Source organism: Nocardioides sp. SR21, assembly GCF_022761125.1.
GTDB lineage: Bacteria > Actinomycetota > Actinomycetes > Propionibacteriales > Nocardioidaceae > Nocardioides.
This window is the reverse complement of sequence record NZ_JAKWJR010000004.1, coordinates 331,304-346,204: the sequence shown is the minus strand read 5'-3', so window position 1 is coordinate 346,204 and position 14,901 is coordinate 331,304. Positions and strand designations below refer to the sequence as shown.

Here is a 14,901-nt window from a genome sequence, read left to right as displayed (position 1 = left end):
AGTTGGGAGATATTGTTCAACAGTTCGATCACTGTTCAGAGGAGCCGACCATCGTCCCCACCACCGCGCCGCGGCACCACGACTACTGGAACGGCTTCTACGCCGGAGCCGACCGCGACCGCGTGCCCGAGGAGCCGTCGGCGTTCGCCGAGTGGGTCGACCAGCAGCTGCCCGCCGGCCACGAGGTCGTCGAGATCGGCTTCGGGACCGCGCGCGACTCGCTCTACTTCGCCCGCACCGGCCGCCAGGTGCATGGCTTCGACTTCGCGGAGTCCGCGGTCGCGAACGGCAACGCGCTCGCGCGGTCGCGCGGGCTGAGCTCGGAGTTCGCCCTCCTCGACCTGTACGACGACGAGGCGGTCACCCGCGTCGCGGCAACGCTCACCGCGACCCCCGCCGTCCGCGCCGTGTACGGCCGGTTCCTGGTGCACTCCCTGGAGGACGCCGGCCGGGCCAACCTGATCCGGCTGGCCGCGAGCGTGCTGCGCGGCGGCGGGGGCGAGCTGTTCCTGGAGTTCCGCACCGGCAAGGACCTCGGGCAGGAGCACCTGTTCGGTGACGACCACTTCCGCCAGTTCATCGACCCGATGGTCGTCGAGCTCGAGATCGAGGACCTCGGCGGAGCGGTGACCTACCGCGAGGAGGGCTGCGGGCTTGCGGTCTACAAGACCGAGGACCCGCACGTCGCCCGGATCGTCGCCCACTTCCCCGAGGGCCGGCACTGAGCGGAGCCGCCGTGCGCCACCGCTTCGCGGTGAGTAGTCACGGCATCCGCGTGCCCGCGGGCGTCCGGGACGTCGTCGACGTGAAGATCGCCGGCGAGCGCGTGTGGTCGTTCAACCCGCAGCGCGAGCGGCCCCGGTTCGGCCTGCGCCCGGTCCCCTGGCCCACGGCTCTCGCGCCGTACCTGGACGGGGTGGCCGACGTCAGCCTGGTGCGCCACGCGAGCGGCGAGACCGTGCACCGGCAACAGGTCGCGTTCGGCGCCGGCGCCGGGCCGGTCAGCGTCGTCGACGAGAGCGGGCACCCGGTCGCCGTCGACAAGGCCGGCCACCTCCAGCGCATGTTCGACAGGACTGACGACGACCTGACCTCGGACGTCCTCGACTCGGTCGAGCAGGTGCTGCACGACCTGCGCGAGGCCTGCGGGCTCGACGCGTTCCTGTCCTTCGGCTGCCTGCTCGGCGCGGTCCGCGACGGGCACGTCATCGGCCACGACTGCGACGCGGACGTGTCGTACCTGAGCCGGCACACCCACCCGTTCGACGTCATCCGCGAGAACCGGCGGGCCGCGGAGACCATGAGGTCGCTCGGCTGGCGGATCACCCGGATGTCGGCCGGTGACTTCAAGATCTGGACCCGCCCCGGCGGCGGCCGCCGGGTCGGCATCGACGTCTTCGCGGCGTTCCACGTGGACGACCGGTTCTACATGGTCCCGTCCGTCGCCGGCGACCTGCCGCGCTCCGCGCTGCTGCCTGCAGGCAAGGTCTCGCTCGAGGGACGCAGCATCACCGCGCCGGCCCTGCCCGAGGCGCTCCTGGAGACGACGTACGGGCCGAACTGGCAGGTCCCCGACCCGGCGTTCGAGTTCGAGCCGACCCGCGCGACGGTCCGCCGGCTCAACGGGTGGCTGCGCAACAACCGCAAGCACCTCCGGTACTGGGGCGACTTCTACATCTCCCGGGCGCTGGACCGGGTGCCCACCACGCCGAGCCCGTTCGCGACCTGGGTCGCCGACCGGCTCGAGCCCGACCAGCGCGTGCTGGACGTCGGCTGCGGCAACGGTCGCGACGCGGTGTTCTTCGCGCAGCAGGGCCACCGCGTCACCGCGCTCGACGGGAGCCCGCGGGCGCTGCAGCTCAGCCGCAGGCTCGCCGGGCAGCAGGGCGTCCGGGTCCGCCCGACCTGGCTGAACCTCAACGACCTCCACTCCGCGCTGACCACCGGCGCGCGTCTCGCGCACGCACCCCGGCGGGCCGAGGTGGTCTACGCCCGCTTCCTGCTCGACGCCATCGAGCCCGACACCCGGCAGACGTTCTGGCGCTGGGCCCGGATGGTCCAGCGTCGCGGCGGTACGACGTACCTCGAGTTCCGCACGTGGCAGGGAACGCTGCGCGCCCGCGCGTTCCCCTTCCACTACCGCACGCTGCTCGACCCGAAGCAGGTCGTCGCCGAGATCGAGGCGGCCGGCGGCACCGTCCTGCACCGCGAGGTCGGGAAGGGGCTGGCGCCGTTCGACGGCGAGAACCCACGCATCTGTCGTCTCGTAGTGAGGTGGTCATGAACAGGTCCGATCGACGTCAGGTGAAGCTGCGCCTGGGACCGGTGTCGTTGCGGCGCCGCGTCGTGGAGCTCGAGCTGGAGATCCAGGAGACGCGGCGGCTCAACCAACGCCTCTCCGACCTCATCGACGTCGTCACCGAGGTGCTGGTCCCGGCGGTCGACCGGGACGACGCGCTGCTGCGCGCGGCCCTCGTCCGCCTGGACGAGGCGAAGGCGCCCAGCGGCTCGCCGGGCAGTTAGGGGCGACCGGGAGCCGGGTACGGATACTGTTTCCCGGCACCCCACCCCGAGCCCCTCAAGGACGGAACCCATGACATCGATCGGTCAGGACGGCCGACGCGCCGACGTCGAGCTGCGGGTCCCCGCCGACAGCGCTTACGCGTCGGTGCTGCGGACCACGACGGCGGGCCTGGCCGCGCGCCTGGACTTCCCGATCGACGACATCGAGGACCTGCGGATCGCGGTCAGCGAGGCCAGCGCGATGGTGCTGCCCGCCGCGGCCGGGGACGCCGACCTGACGTGCCAGTTCTTCATGAGCCCGGGCTCCCTGACGGTCAGCGTCGGGGTGGAGGTCGACGCACCGGTCGACCCGCGCTACGACAGCTTCGCGTGGACGGTCCTGGCGACCCTGGCCACCGACGCGTCCGCGGACAGCAGCAACGGTCGGTTCACGGTCAGCGTCACCATGGCGCCCGGCCAGACCGACGGTCGCTGAGATGTCACTGCTGAAGGGTGATGTGGACGACGATCCGGACGGGCTCACCGGCGTCGAGCTGACCCGCGCCCGCAGCGCGGAGCTGTTCTCGGTCTTCCGCGACGAGGGCGCCTCCGAGGCGAGCCGCGACGCCGCCCGCGACGCGCTGGTGCACCTGCACCTGCCGCTGGTCGAGCACTGCGCCCGGCGCTTCCGCAACCGCGGCGAGCCGCTCGAGGACCTCGTCCAGGTCGGCACGATCGGCCTGATCAAGTCCGTCGACCGCTTCGACACCGAGCGCGGCGTCGAGTTCTCGACGTACGCGACCCCGACGATCATCGGCGAGATCAAGCGCTACTTCCGCGACAAGGGCTGGGCGATCCGGGTGCCGCGCCGGCTCCAGGAGCTGCGCATGCAGATCGGCTCGGCGACCGCCGAGCTCACCCAGTCGCTGGGCCGCTCCCCCACGCCGCGCGAGCTCGCCGAGGCGATCGGCTGCTCGGTCGAGGAGATCGTCGAGGGCATCGAGTCGAGCAACGCCTACTCCACGTTGTCGCTCGACGCGACCGACAACGGCGACGACAGCACGGCCACCATGCTCGACGCGATCGGGATGGACGACGAGGGTCTGGAGCACGTCGAGATCCGGGAGTCGATCAAGCCGCTGCTCGACCGCCTCGAGCCGCGGGAGAAGAAGATCCTGCTGCTCCGGTTCTTCAAGAACATGACCCAGTCGCAGATCGCCGAGGAGATCGGCGTCTCCCAGATGCACGTCTCCCGGCTGCTCAACCGCACCCTGGAGCAGCTGCGCGCCGCGATGGAGGAGGAGTCGCGCTAGACCGGCTCGTCACCCGACTCGTCCGAGAGCGCGGCGATGCTGGCCGGCACGAACAGCCCGATCAGCACCACGACCGCGACCAGGGCGGTCGCGACCGCCACGGCGGTCGTCTCCCCGCCCCGGAAGCTCCACGCCACGCCGAGCTGGATCAGCTGGGCGAGCACGACGGGGCTGCGGGCCCAGGACTGGCGATGGGTCAGTGCCCACGCCGCGGCCAGCAGCAGGGCGCCGTACACCGCGAAGAACACCGAGGTCGTGAGCGCGACGGCCAGCCGGTCGGAGGAGATGCTGGCCAGCTCGAGCACGGCGTACCCGAGGAGCACGAGCCCCTCGACGGCGGTCAGCGAGGCGGCCACGACGAGCGGGGCCGGGTTGTCGAGGGGGCGTACGGTCACGGATGGAGCCTAGAAGAGACCAGAAGAGCCAGGTCACCGGGCGGTAACCCGTCGGTAACCTCTGTGACGAACAGAACCATCGAAAGGGTTGTTTAACGGTCCAATAGTTGCGAGGCTTGGTGAGCGCTCGTGAATGAGTCCACTTCGGGGCGCCATCTAGCTCCAACGCAGGTCTTCATTCGACCCTGATCTGCCCGCGCAAGTGTAGGAAAGAGGGATTCCCCAGCCATGGATTGGCGCCACCGTTCTGCGTGCCTCGACGAGGACCCGGAACTGTTCTTCCCGATCGGCAACACCGGTCCGGCCATCCTCCAGATCGAGGAGGCCAAGCAGGTGTGCCGACGCTGCGAGGTGCGCGAGCAGTGCCTCGCGTGGGCGCTCGAGGCTGGCCAGGACCACGGCGTGTGGGGCGGGCTCGGCGAGGACGAGCGTCGCGCCCTCAAGCGCCGCAACGCCCGCTCGCGGGTCCGCACCGCCTGATCCCGGCTGATCCCGGGCTGATCTAGTCGATCGGTACGTCGAGGGCGGCTCGGGTCCCCGCCCCTGACGGCACCGGGCCCAGCTCCAGCTGGCCGCCCAGCTCCGACTCCACGAGCGTGCGGACGATCGAGAGGCCCAGGTTCGTCGACCCGTCCAGGTCGAAGCCCTCGGGCAGCCCCTTGCCGTCGTCGTCGACGGTCACGTGCAGCCGGCCGACGATCCGGCGCACGGTCAGCACGATCTCGCCGGCCAGCTCGGGCTCGCCCGGGTCGTAGCCGTGCTCGACGGCGTTCTGCAGCAGCTCGGTGAGGACCATCGCCAGCGCGGTCGCCGACTCCGAGGGCAGCTCGCCGAACGCGCCGTCGCGGCGTACCCGGATCCGGCCGCCCTGGTCGCTCACGTCGGTGACCATCCGGCCCAGCGGGTCCACGATCTCGTCGAAGTCGACGCGCTCGCCGACCGACTGGCTGAGCATCTCGTGCACGAGCGCGATCGAGCCGACCCGACGGACCGCCTCCTCCAGCGCCAGCCGGGCGCTCTCGGAGTCCATCCGGCGCGCCTGGAGCCGTAGCAGCGCGGCGACCGTCTGGAGGTTGTTCTTCACCCGGTGGTGGATCTCGCGGATCGTCGCGTCCTTGGTGACCAGCTCCCGGTCGCGGCGGCGCAGGTCGGTGACGTCGCGGACCAGGATCAGCGCGCCGATGTGGTCGCCGGCGGGCCGCAGCGGGATCGAGCGCACGATCAGCGAGACCGTGTCGGTCCCGATCTCGGTGTCGCGGTGCGCGCGGCCGCCCAGCACCGCGCTCAGCGTCTCCTCGTCCGGCCGGCGCCGCGGCGGGACCAGGTCGCGCGTCAGCTCGGCCAGCGACAGGCCGGCCAGGTCACCGGAGAGGCCGAGGCGCCGGTAGACCGAGAGCGCGTTCGGGCTCGCGTAGACGACTCGCCCGACGTTGTCGACGCGCAGGAAGCCGTCGCCCACCCGGGGCGTGTCCGCGTGGTCGCTGCGCTGCCCGGCCGCCGGGAAGTGCCCGTGGGCGATCATCTGGGTCAGGTCCGCGGCGGTCTGGAGGTACGACAGCTCCAGGCGGCTCGGGGTGCGCACCCCGAGCAGGTTCGTGTTGCGCGCGACGACGGCGATGATCCGCCCGGCCCGGCGCACGGGGATCGTCTCGACGCGCACCGGCACGTCGTCGCGCCACTCGGGGTCGCCCTCGCGGACCAGCCGGCCCTGGAGGTACGCCGCGTCGATCAGCGGCCGGCGTCCGATCGGCACGAACGTGCCCAGGACGTCGTCGACGTACGCCGTCGGCCCGGTCGTCGGCCGCATCTGCCCGGCCGCCCAGAAGCCCTTGCCCTCACGGTCCGGGAGCCACAGCACCAGGTCCGCGAACGACAGGTCGGCGATGATCTGCCAGTCCGCCTGGAGCAGCTGCAGCCAGGCGACGTCCTCGTCGTCCAGATCCGTGTGGCTGCGCACCAGGTCGGTCATCGTCGGCACGCTCGCAAGGCTAGGTGCTGACCCTCCCCTTCTGGACACGTGGGCAGCATTTGGCATGCTGGGGCCATGTCCGGGGCGTACTGGCAGCAGGTGCACGCAGACGGACTGGCGGTCCCGACGGACCGCCCGCTCGACGACCTGACGGCCGAGCTGACCCGGATGCTGGGTGACCCGGACCCCGCCAAGCGCGACGGGACGGCGTACCCGACGCTGACGACCTGGGTCGACCGCGGCGTGTACGACGACCTCCTCGCCGGGCTCGGCGACGGGATGGCGATCGGCCTCGGGATCGGCCTCGGCGAGCAGGGCACCGACACCGTGTTCCGCCGCAGCTTCTCGGCGCTGGTGCTCGGCGAGTGCATCGCCCGCGACAACCGGCGTCCGCTGCTGCCGGGCGGCAAGATCCTCGAGTGGGGCGACCGGCTGTCGACCTGGCTGCTGCGCGAGCGCGACCTGCGCGGGTTCGTGCCCGGCAAGGGCTGGGCGCACGCGGTGGCCCATGGCGCGGACACGCTGGCGACCCTCGCCGGCTCCCCGCACCTGGCGACGCCCGAGCTGACGGTGATCCTCGACGTCGTCGCCGACCGGGTGCTGCTGCCGGTCGACCAGCTGTTCACCAGCGGCGAGCCGGACCGGCTCGCGCACGCCACGATGGCCGTGCTGCGACGCAACGTGGTGCCGCTGCGGGTGCTGGAGCCGTGGATCGCCCGGCTCGCCGCGTCCGCGAGCACCCGGGCGTCGTACGACGAGCGCGACCCGTACCTCGCCGGCGGGAACGCCGAGGCCTTCCTGCGGGCGCTCTACCTCCAGCTCTCGCTCGGCTCGCAGCCGCCGCAGATGCGCTCGGACCTGCTCCTGGTCGTGGTCGACGCGCTGAAGTCGTCGAACGCCGCCTTCCTCCGCCCTACGGGTGAGTAACCTGCGGGCATGTCCTCCGAACTGACCGGTCACGCCGGCGAGCTCGCCGTCTCCGTGGCCCAGGCCCACGGCGTCGAGACCATGTTCACCCTCTCCGGCGCGCACGTCTTCCCGCTGTACGACGGCGCGGTGAAGGCCGAGACCCCGATGCGGCTGCTCGACGTGCGCCACGAGCAGACGGCGGCGTTCGCCGCCGAGGCGACCGGGAAGCTCACCCGGGTGCCCGGTCTCGCGGTGCTCACCGCCGGCCCGGGCGCCACGAACGGGCTGAGCGCGGTCGCGCAGGCACAGTTCGCGGGCTCGCCGATGGTGGTCGTCGGCGGCCGCGCGCCGCAGAGCCGCTGGGGCACCGGTGCGCTGCAGGAGCTGGACCAGCCCCCGATCTTCGCGCCGGTCTCGAAGCTGGCCCGCACGATCCCGACCGCGGACGTCGTGCTCGACGGCATGCACGAGGCGTTCGTGACCGCCGGCTCGTCGCACCGCGGCCCGGTCTTCGTGGACGTGCCGATGGACGAGCTGTTCAACTCCGCGACCGGCACCCTCCCCGCAGTCGCCCCGCAGCGCGGCGCCGACCCCGACCCCGACGCGATCGCCACGGTCGCCGGGCTGCTCGCGGCCGCCGTACGTCCCGTGATGATCCTGGGCACCGACGTGTGGGCCGACCGGGCCGAGGAGGCCGCGCTCCGCTTCGTCGAGACCGCCAGGATCCCCGCGATCACCAACGGGATGGGTCGCGGCATCGTGCCCGGCGGCCACCCGCTGCTGGTCACCAAGGCGCGCAGCCACGCACTCAAGGAGGCCGACCTCGTCGTCGTGGTCGGCACGCCCCTGGACTTCCGTCTCGGGTACGGCGTGTTCGGGGACGCGAAGGTCGTGCACGTCGCGGACTCCCCCGGCCAGGTCTCGACGCACGCCGCGCTCGCCGGCTCGGTGTCCGGCGACCTCACGTCGGTCTTCGACGGGCTGCTGAACGCGCTGCAGGCTCCGGACTGGTCCGCGTGGACCGGCGACCTGCAGGGCGCCGTCGCGGCCGCCGTCCAGCGCGACGCCGCGCTGCTCGGCGCGGAGGCCGACCCGATCCACCCGGCCCGGATCTACGGAGAGCTGGTCCCGCGGCTCGCCGACGACGCCGTGGTCATCGGCGACGGTGGCGACTTCGTCAGCTTCGCCGGCAAGTTCGTCGAGCCCAAGCGGCCCGGCGGCTGGCTCGACCCCGGCCCGTACGGCTGCCTCGGCGCCGGACTCGGCGCGGCGATCGCGGCCCGGCTGGCGCGGCCCTCCGCGCAGGTCGTGCTGCTCCTCGGCGACGGCGCCGCGGGCTTCTCGCTGATGGACGTCGACACACTGGTGCGCCACAACCTGCCGGTCGTGATGGTGATGGGCAACAACTCCGCGTGGGGCCTCGAGAAGGGTCCGATGCAGATGCTCTACGGGTACGACGTGATCGCGGACCTGGCGCCCCAGACCGGGTACGACGCGGTCGTGCGCGCGCTCGGCGGTGGCGGCGAGACCGTGACGGACCCGCGCGAGGTCGGTCCGGCGCTGGACCGCGCGTTCGCCTCCGGCGTGCCGTACCTCGTCAACGTCATCACCGACGTGAACGCGACGTACCCCCGGAACAGCTTCGGTGTCTGACGTCAGCCTGCGCCGCGCGACGCCGGCCGACCACCACGCGGTCGGCGCGGTGACGGTCGCGGCGTACGAGGAGTTCACCGAGGGGCCGGAGGACGGCTACATCGCGAAGCTGCGCGACGCGGCCACCCGCGACCGGGAGGCCGAGCTGTGGCTCGCCGAGCTCGACGGCGCGGTCGTCGGCACGGTGACGATCACGCCCGAGGGGTCCCCGTGGCGCGAGATCGGCCGGCCCGGCGAGGGCGAGTTCCGGATGCTCGCGGTCGACCCCGCCGCCCGGCGGCGCGGCGTCGGCGAGGCGCTGATGCAGCTGGTCTTCGACCGGTTCCGCGAGGCCGGCTCCCACGCGATCGTGCTGTCCAGCCTGGCGGAGATGACGTCCGCGCACCGGGTCTACGAGCGGCTCGGTTTCGCTCGGCTCCCCGAGCGCGACTGGTCCCCCGTGCCCGGCGTCGACCTGATCGCGTTCCGGGTGGAGCTCGAGGGCAGGCCCTGATGGACGCGACGCTCACGTTCACCGTCACCGACGCCGACACCGCGGCCGCGGTCGGCTCCGGCAGCCTGCCGGTGCTCGGCACGCCCCGGCTGCTCGCCTGGTGCGAGGCGGCCACCTGCGCCGCGATCGACCCCACGTTGCCGGAGGGATCGACCAGCGTGGGCACCCGGATCGAGCTCGAGCACGTCGCGGCCAGCGCGGTCGGCCAGGACGTCGAGGTGACCGCGAGCGCGTCGTACGTCGACGGCCGGCTGCACCGCTTCACGGTCGGCGCCCGCAACGTCGGCGGCAAGGTGATCGGCACCGGCGAGGTCACCCGCGTGGTGGTCGATGAGGCGAAGTTCATGAGCCGAGTTGGTCCGAGCGCCTGACGTTTGAGAGACTCGTCCGTGGCCCCCGGGCCACAGACGTCTCGATCAGGAGGAAAACCATGGGCAAGACCGGCCGCAAGCGCCGCGCTCGCAAGAAGAAGGGCGCGAACCACGGCAAGCGCCCCAACGCCTGAGCGCATCAAGCACAGAACCCCCGAACCGATCCGGTCCGGGGGTTCTCGCTTGTGTGGGTCAGCTCTCGGTGACCTGGATCTGGACCTGGACCTCGCGGATCCGGAACAGCACCTTCTGCCGCAGCTCGTCGGGCGCCGCCTCCGAGCAGGAGCGGGCGACCACGGACTTCACGGTGCGCTGGAGGTCGTACTTCTCCAGGCACGGGTTGCAGCTGTCGAGATGCTGGCGGACGACCGCGCAGTCGGCCTGGTCCAGCTCGTTGTCGAGGAAGTAGACGATCTGCTCGAGGAAGTCGGCACACTCGCTCGCGGTGGGCTCGTTGCCGTGCGTGTGGCTCACGACGCGCCTCCCTCGGGCCCGACGGGCATCAGGTCGTTGTCGCGCACGTAGTCCGAGAGCAGGTCGCGCAGCTGGCGGCGGCCGCGGTGGAGCCGGGACATGACGGTCCCGATCGGCGTGTCCATGATCTCGGCGATCTCCTTGTAGGCGAAGCCCTCGACGTCGGCGAGGTACACCGCGAGCCGGAACTCCTCGGGCAGGCGCTGCAGCGCGTCCTTGACCTGGGAGTCGGGCAGGTGCTCGAGCGCCTCCATCTCCGCCGAGCGGAGCCCGGTGGAGGTGTGCGACTCGGCACGGTGCAGCTGCCAGTCCTCGACGTCCTCGGACATCGACTGCTGCGGCTGGCGCTGCTTCTTGCGGTAGTTGTTGATGAAGGTGTTGGTCAGGATGCGGTACAGCCAGGCCTTGAGGTTCGTGCCGGGCCTGAACTGGTGGAACGACGCGTACGCCTTCGCGAACGTCTCCTGGACGAGGTCCTCGGCGTCCGCGGGGTTTCGCGTCATCCGCATCGCGGCGGAGTAGAGCTGGTCGAGGAACGGCAGCGCGTCGCGCTCGAAGCGCGCCGTGCGGTCGGCCTCCGACTCGGTGGCGAGGTCGACGACCTCCGGGGTCGTCTCAGTGGCGTCTGTCATCGTCTCCCAGACTAGCCCCGACGTGGGGCGTTCGAGCACAGCCAGCATGATGACGGAACGCGTCAGGCGGGCCGCTCATTCCCGACGATCTCGCGGGTGAGCCACTCGAGCGTGGACTCGACGATGATCTCGAGCACATCCTGCTGCGACACCGGCGCGCTCTTGGCCACCTTGAACGAGTGGTCGGCGGCCGGTACGACGGCGAGGTCGGTCTCCTGCGGGAACTCGTCGGGCCGCCCCATCGTGTCCTTCTCGCCCTGGATCACCAGCGTGGGGACCCGAGCGCCGCGCAGCTCGTGCAGCCGCGACTTCTCCGGCTTGCCCGGCGGGTGCAGCGGGAACGCCAGCGCCAGGCAGCCGGCCGCGCCGAGGTCGTGCGCGCAGCGCGCCGCGGACCGGGCGCCGGCCGAACGCCCGCCGATCACCAGGGGCGACTTGCTGCGCAGCTGCTGGGCGGCCGCGGTCAGCCCGGCGTCCAGGGTCGGCGGCGGGGTCGCGACCTTCTTGCCGGCGACCCGCCACGGCTGCTCGAGCCGGACCACGGTGATGCCGTTGTGCGGCAGGTGCTTGGCGAGCGCCTCGAGGTCGGCGGTGTCGATGCCGACACCGGCGCCGTGGCTGAGCAGCAGCGTGGCGTACGGGCTGCGCGCCCTCGCGGTCACGAGGCGCGCCTCGCCGTGCGGGGTGTCGATCCGGCGTTCGGTCACGAGTCCTCCAGCGGCAGCGGCTCGAGCAGCTCGGGCCCGTTGTTGCGGACGTTGCTCACCAGCGTCGACACCGGGAACGCCTCCAGCATCCCGGGCGCCGCGGGCACCAGCAGGCCGGTGTCCCCACCGGAGCGCGGGTCGAGCCACTCCGACCACCGGTCCCGCTCGACCATCAGCGGCATCCGGTCGTGGATGTGGCCGACGGAGTCCTCGGCCTCGGTCGTGATCACCGTGCACGTCCAGCGGAACCGGTCCTCGGCGTCCTCGGCCTTGGTCGGGTCGCGCCAGATCTCGTACAGCCCCGCCATCGCGAGCACGCCGCCGTCCTTGGGACGGATGAAGAACGGCTGCTTCCTCGGCTTGCCCGCCTTGGTCTTCTCCTCGGTCGGGTACCACTCGAAGTAGCCGTCGGCCGGAAGCAGGCAGCGGCGTACCGCGAAGGCCTTCTTGTACGCCGGCTTCTCCGCGACGGTCTCCATCCGGGCGTTGATCATCCGGTTGCCGATCGAGGGGTCCTTGGCCCACGACGGCACCAGTCCCCAGGTCAGCACGCGCAGCTGGCGCTCAGGCGGCTCCTCGCTCTCCTTCGACGGCGGCCGCTCGACGACGGCGTACACCTCCTTGGTGGGAGCGACGTTGTAGTCGGCCTCGAGGGGCGCGGGTATGCGCACGTCGGCGATGTCGAACTCCTCGACGAGGTCCTCAGGACGACGGCTCGACGCGTAGCGACCGCACATGCGGTCACTCTAGAGGGGCGCGGCTACACCCGGGTGAGCTCGTCGAGCAGCGCGGCCGCACCCTCGTCGGTCTCGGGCAGGCCCTCGATCCAGACCCGCGCCTCGAGCATCTCGCGCAGCAGGCCGACCCGGCGCGCCATCCGGTCGTCGCGACCGGCGAGCACCGCGACGCGGCCGGGAGCGACGTGCCCGATCGTCTCGGCGCCCGGGAAGACGGTGCGCACCGTGTCACCGAGCTGGGCGACCCGCATCGAGCGGGTGAGCACGTCGGCCTCGGGATCGGGCGTGACCACCACGACCAGGGCGTGGTCGGCGGGACGCCCCTCGGCGGCGCGGTAGACCTCGGAGAGCCGGCTGCGCAGGTGCGCGAGGCTGGCCAGCCCGGTCAGCGGGTCGTCGCACGAGAGGCTGTGCAGGTAGCCGAGCGTCGCCTCGCTCCACGCGACGCCGAGCGCCCGGGCCTCGGAGAAGGTCGGCTCGTCACCACGGACGAGAGCGGTGGTCTCGGCGAGCAGGTCGAGCGCCTCGGCGAGCGACAGACCGTCGCGGGCCAGCTCGGCGCCGACCACCTCGCAGGACGAGGAGGCGCCCGACCCCGAAGCAAGGGTCTCCCCCACTGCCTCGAAGCGCGGCGGCACGGCCGCACGTTGCTCCGGAGACAGCTCCCCTCTTGCTTCGGGGTCGCCCGTGGCCCCACATCGTCCGCGACTCGCGAACCATCCCACGGTGGCCCCCTCACTTGGTCTGCGGCGATGAAACGGGCGGGCGCGCGGTACGTGACGCGGAACTCAGAGGTTTTTCGTTTCTTTTCTCCTCGTGCGCCGTTGAAGGGTTGTGGCCAGCCATATTTCGACCATCGACGGCCCCAGCGACGGCGAGCTGATCTCCGCCGTCCGGGGCGGTGACGTCGACGCCTACGGCGAGCTCTTCGCCCGGCACGTCGACGCCGCCCGCCGGCTCGCCCGGCAGCTGGTGCCGCCCGGCGACGTCGACGACCTGGTGTCCGAGGCGTTCGCGAAGGTGCTGGTCGTCCTCCAGCGCGGCGGCGGCCCCGACCTCGCGTTCCGCGCCTACCTGCTGACCGCCGTACGCCGCCTGCACGTCGACCGGATCCGCTCGACGGCCCGCCTGCACACCACCGGCGACCTGACGCCGTTCGACCCCGGCGTGCCGTTCCGCGACACCGCGGTCGAGGGCTTCGAGAGCGCCGCGGCCTCCCGCGCCTTCGCCTCGCTGCCGGAGCGGTGGCAGCTGGTGCTCTGGCACACCGAGGTCGAGCAGCAGAAGCCGGCCGAGGTCGCGCTGCTGCTCGGCATGACCGCGAACTCCGTCTCCGCGCTCGCCTACCGCGCCCGCGAGGGGCTGCGCCAGGCCTACCTCTCCATGCACGCCGCGGACGTCGACGAGGACGCCTGCGCGCGCACCCGCGCCGCTCTCGGCGCCTACGTCCGCGGCGGGCTCTCGCGCCGCGACAACGGCCGCGTCGAGGAGCACCTCGAGAGGTGCCGGCGGTGCGCGGCCCTCTACCTCGAGCTCACCGAGGTCAACTCCCGCCTCGGCGCGCTGCTGGCCCCGCTGCTGCTCGGCAGCGCGGCGGCGGCGTACGTCGGCGCCTCGTCGGCCGGTGGTGTCGCCGCCGCGACCGGCGCGGTGACCGTGCTGGCCGGGCGGGCGCGCGACGCGGTGGTGTCCTACGGCCCGACGGCCGCCGTCGCCGGCGCAGCCGCGGCCGTCGTGGCGGCCGGCCTGTTCGTGACGATGCGCCAGGACCGGCCGGACGGAGCCGTCGAGAGCACGCCGGTCATGACCGACCTGCCCGCCCCGTCGACCACCGACCCGGTGCTGCCCGCCGAGCGGGTCCGGGTGGGCGCTGCCGGGGGAACCGCACCGGCCCGGTCCGCGCCCACGCCGACCGCCAGCCCCGACTCCGTCGACCCGGGGACGAACCCCGGCACCGAGCCGTCGGACGGTCCGACCGCAGGCCCGACGGGCGGTCCCACCGGTGGACCGACCCGCGAGCCCAGCGGTCAGCCCAGCGGTCAGCCCAGCGGTGGACCCAGCCAGGTGCCGACGGTGCCGCCGCAGTCCCCGCTCGCGCAGATCGGCGTCGAGGCCTCGATCGGCCCGGACGGGATCGGCGTCGGTGCCACCGTCGGCGTTCTCGGACTGCCGCCGGTCGTCATCGACGCGACGGTTCCCGCTCCTGCATTGCCATGACCGAGTGTGGGTAGGAAGTACCCATGACCGTCAGCAGACTGATCGCCCGCCCGATGCTCGCGTCGATCTTCCTGGTCGGCTCCGCCGCCGCCCTGAAGAAGCCGTCCGCGGCCGCTCCGAAGGCCGAGCCGGTGACCAGCCGGCTGGTGCCGGTGATGCGCAAGGCCGGCATCCCCGTGCCCCAGGACCCCGAGACGCTGGTCCGGGTGAACGCCGGCGTGCAGATCGGCGCCGCCCTCGCCCTCGCGACCGGCCGAGCGCCGCGGCTGTCGGCGGCGGTGCTCGCCGCCTCGCTGGTGCCGACGACGATCGCCGGTCACCGGTACTGGGAGATCGACGACCCGACGCAGAAGACCCAGCAGCGGCTGCACTTCTTCAAGAACATCTCGGTGCTCGGCGGCCTGGTCATCGCCGCCGGCGACACCGACGGCAAGCCCGGCGTGGCCTGGCGGGCCCGGCGCGCGGCGAAGGACGCGCGCCGCGAGGCAAGACGTCTCGCGAAGGACGCTCACCTGCGCCACTAGGCTTC

The 14,901-nt window shown here is 72.4% G+C and carries 20 protein-coding genes; 13 read left to right on the top strand and 7 right to left on the bottom strand.

Annotated elements, in window-relative coordinates:
- The first annotated feature begins 2 nt into the window (after window positions 1–2).
- From MJ604_RS10035 to MJ604_RS10015, 5 genes are all read left to right on the top strand, one after another.
- On the top strand, window positions 3–725 hold the full coding sequence (locus MJ604_RS10035) for a bifunctional 2-polyprenyl-6-hydroxyphenol methylase/3-demethylubiquinol 3-O-methyltransferase UbiG (protein ID WP_243058203.1): 723 nt from the start codon (window positions 3–5) through the stop codon (window positions 723–725).
- A gap of 11 nt (window positions 726–736) precedes the next feature.
- Window positions 737–2,284 (top strand): bifunctional 2-polyprenyl-6-hydroxyphenol methylase/3-demethylubiquinol 3-O-methyltransferase UbiG, encoded by a 1,548-nt coding sequence (locus tag MJ604_RS24230; protein WP_243058202.1) that lies wholly within the window; start codon window positions 737–739, stop codon window positions 2,282–2,284.
- Window positions 2,285–2,304: 20 nt separating this feature from the next.
- The gene (locus tag MJ604_RS10025; RefSeq protein ID WP_243058201.1) at window positions 2,305–2,523 is read left to right on the top strand and encodes a DUF6752 domain-containing protein; all 219 of its coding nucleotides are present in this window, start codon (window positions 2,305–2,307) and stop codon (window positions 2,521–2,523) included.
- A gap of 70 nt (window positions 2,524–2,593) precedes the next feature.
- The gene (locus MJ604_RS10020) at window positions 2,594–2,998 is read left to right on the top strand and encodes an anti-sigma factor (protein WP_243058200.1); all 405 of its coding nucleotides are present in this window, start codon (window positions 2,594–2,596) and stop codon (window positions 2,996–2,998) included.
- Between the two features lies 1 nt (window position 2,999).
- Window positions 3,000–3,815 carry an RNA polymerase sigma factor SigF gene (locus MJ604_RS10015; RefSeq protein WP_243058199.1) on the top strand — a complete coding sequence of 272 codons (816 nt, stop codon included), beginning with the start codon at window positions 3,000–3,002 and terminating at the stop codon, window positions 3,813–3,815.
- On the opposite strand, the gene MJ604_RS10010 is transcribed toward MJ604_RS10015, so the two are convergent.
- Window positions 3,812–4,210: a hypothetical protein gene (locus MJ604_RS10010; RefSeq protein ID WP_243058198.1), complete on the bottom strand. Its 399-nt coding sequence runs from the start codon at window positions 4,208–4,210 to the stop codon at window positions 3,812–3,814. The two genes, MJ604_RS10015 and MJ604_RS10010, sit on opposite strands and share 4 nt — an antisense overlap.
- A 228-nt stretch (window positions 4,211–4,438) precedes the next feature.
- On the opposite strand from MJ604_RS10010, the gene MJ604_RS10005 reads away from it, so the two are divergent.
- A complete protein-coding gene (locus MJ604_RS10005; protein ID WP_243058197.1) occupies window positions 4,439–4,690 on the top strand; it encodes a WhiB family transcriptional regulator in 252 nt (83 codons plus the stop codon).
- Window positions 4,691–4,712: 22 nt separating this feature from the next.
- Here MJ604_RS10005 and MJ604_RS10000 read toward each other — a convergent pair whose 3' ends face one another.
- Window positions 4,713–6,179: a PAS domain-containing sensor histidine kinase gene (locus MJ604_RS10000; protein ID WP_279235750.1), complete on the bottom strand. Its 1,467-nt coding sequence runs from the start codon at window positions 6,177–6,179 to the stop codon at window positions 4,713–4,715.
- Window positions 6,180–6,254: 75 nt separating this feature from the next.
- Between MJ604_RS10000 and MJ604_RS09995 the strand changes: the two genes are divergently transcribed.
- From MJ604_RS09995 to MJ604_RS24400, 5 genes are read left to right on the top strand one after another with little or no spacing between them, the layout of a single operon-like run.
- Entirely contained in the window at window positions 6,255–7,106 is an 852-nt protein-coding gene (locus tag MJ604_RS09995) for a DUF2785 domain-containing protein (RefSeq protein ID WP_243058195.1), read from the top strand.
- Window positions 7,107–7,115: 9 nt separating this feature from the next.
- A complete protein-coding gene (locus MJ604_RS09990; RefSeq protein WP_243058194.1) occupies window positions 7,116–8,741 on the top strand; it encodes an acetolactate synthase in 1,626 nt (541 codons plus the stop codon).
- Entirely contained in the window at window positions 8,734–9,234 is a 501-nt protein-coding gene (locus tag MJ604_RS09985; protein WP_243058193.1) for a GNAT family N-acetyltransferase, read from the top strand. The genes MJ604_RS09990 and MJ604_RS09985 overlap by 8 nt, the downstream gene beginning before the upstream one ends.
- Window positions 9,234–9,605 carry a thioesterase family protein gene (locus MJ604_RS09980; protein WP_243058192.1) on the top strand — a complete coding sequence of 124 codons (372 nt, stop codon included), beginning with the start codon at window positions 9,234–9,236 and terminating at the stop codon, window positions 9,603–9,605. The genes MJ604_RS09985 and MJ604_RS09980 overlap by 1 nt, the downstream gene beginning before the upstream one ends.
- Window positions 9,606–9,664: 59 nt before the next feature.
- Complete coding sequence (locus MJ604_RS24400; protein WP_369759046.1) at window positions 9,665–9,739, top strand: 50S ribosomal protein bL37; 75 nt, start codon at window positions 9,665–9,667, stop codon at window positions 9,737–9,739.
- 58 nt (window positions 9,740–9,797) lie between these two features.
- On the opposite strand, the gene rsrA is transcribed toward MJ604_RS24400, so the two are convergent.
- From rsrA to MJ604_RS09955, 5 genes are read right to left on the bottom strand one after another with little or no spacing between them, the layout of a single operon-like run.
- A complete protein-coding gene (gene rsrA / locus MJ604_RS09975) occupies window positions 9,798–10,079 on the bottom strand; it encodes a mycothiol system anti-sigma-R factor (protein WP_243058191.1) in 282 nt (93 codons plus the stop codon).
- Window positions 10,076–10,777, bottom strand: a complete 702-nt coding sequence (locus tag MJ604_RS09970; protein WP_374458345.1) for a sigma-70 family RNA polymerase sigma factor — start codon at window positions 10,775–10,777, stop codon at window positions 10,076–10,078. The genes rsrA and MJ604_RS09970 overlap by 4 nt, the downstream gene beginning before the upstream one ends.
- Window positions 10,774–11,418, bottom strand: coding sequence for an alpha/beta family hydrolase (locus MJ604_RS09965; RefSeq protein WP_243058189.1), 645 nt, complete (start codon window positions 11,416–11,418; stop codon window positions 10,774–10,776). Before MJ604_RS09965 ends, MJ604_RS09970 begins: the two co-directional genes overlap by 4 nt.
- Entirely contained in the window at window positions 11,415–12,155 is a 741-nt protein-coding gene (locus MJ604_RS09960; RefSeq protein WP_243058188.1) for an SOS response-associated peptidase, read from the bottom strand. Before MJ604_RS09960 ends, MJ604_RS09965 begins: the two co-directional genes overlap by 4 nt.
- A 23-nt stretch (window positions 12,156–12,178) precedes the next feature.
- Window positions 12,179–12,793: a hypothetical protein gene (locus MJ604_RS09955; RefSeq protein WP_243058187.1), complete on the bottom strand. Its 615-nt coding sequence runs from the start codon at window positions 12,791–12,793 to the stop codon at window positions 12,179–12,181.
- A 196-nt stretch (window positions 12,794–12,989) separates the two neighbouring features.
- Between MJ604_RS09955 and MJ604_RS09950 the strand changes: the two genes are divergently transcribed.
- Both MJ604_RS09950 and MJ604_RS09945 read left to right on the top strand, forming a co-directional pair.
- Window positions 12,990–14,372, top strand: a complete 1,383-nt coding sequence (locus MJ604_RS09950; protein ID WP_243058186.1) for a sigma-70 family RNA polymerase sigma factor — start codon at window positions 12,990–12,992, stop codon at window positions 14,370–14,372.
- 23 nt (window positions 14,373–14,395) lie between these two features.
- A complete protein-coding gene (locus tag MJ604_RS09945; RefSeq protein ID WP_243058185.1) occupies window positions 14,396–14,896 on the top strand; it encodes a DoxX family protein in 501 nt (166 codons plus the stop codon).
- Window positions 14,897–14,901 lie beyond the last annotated feature (5 nt).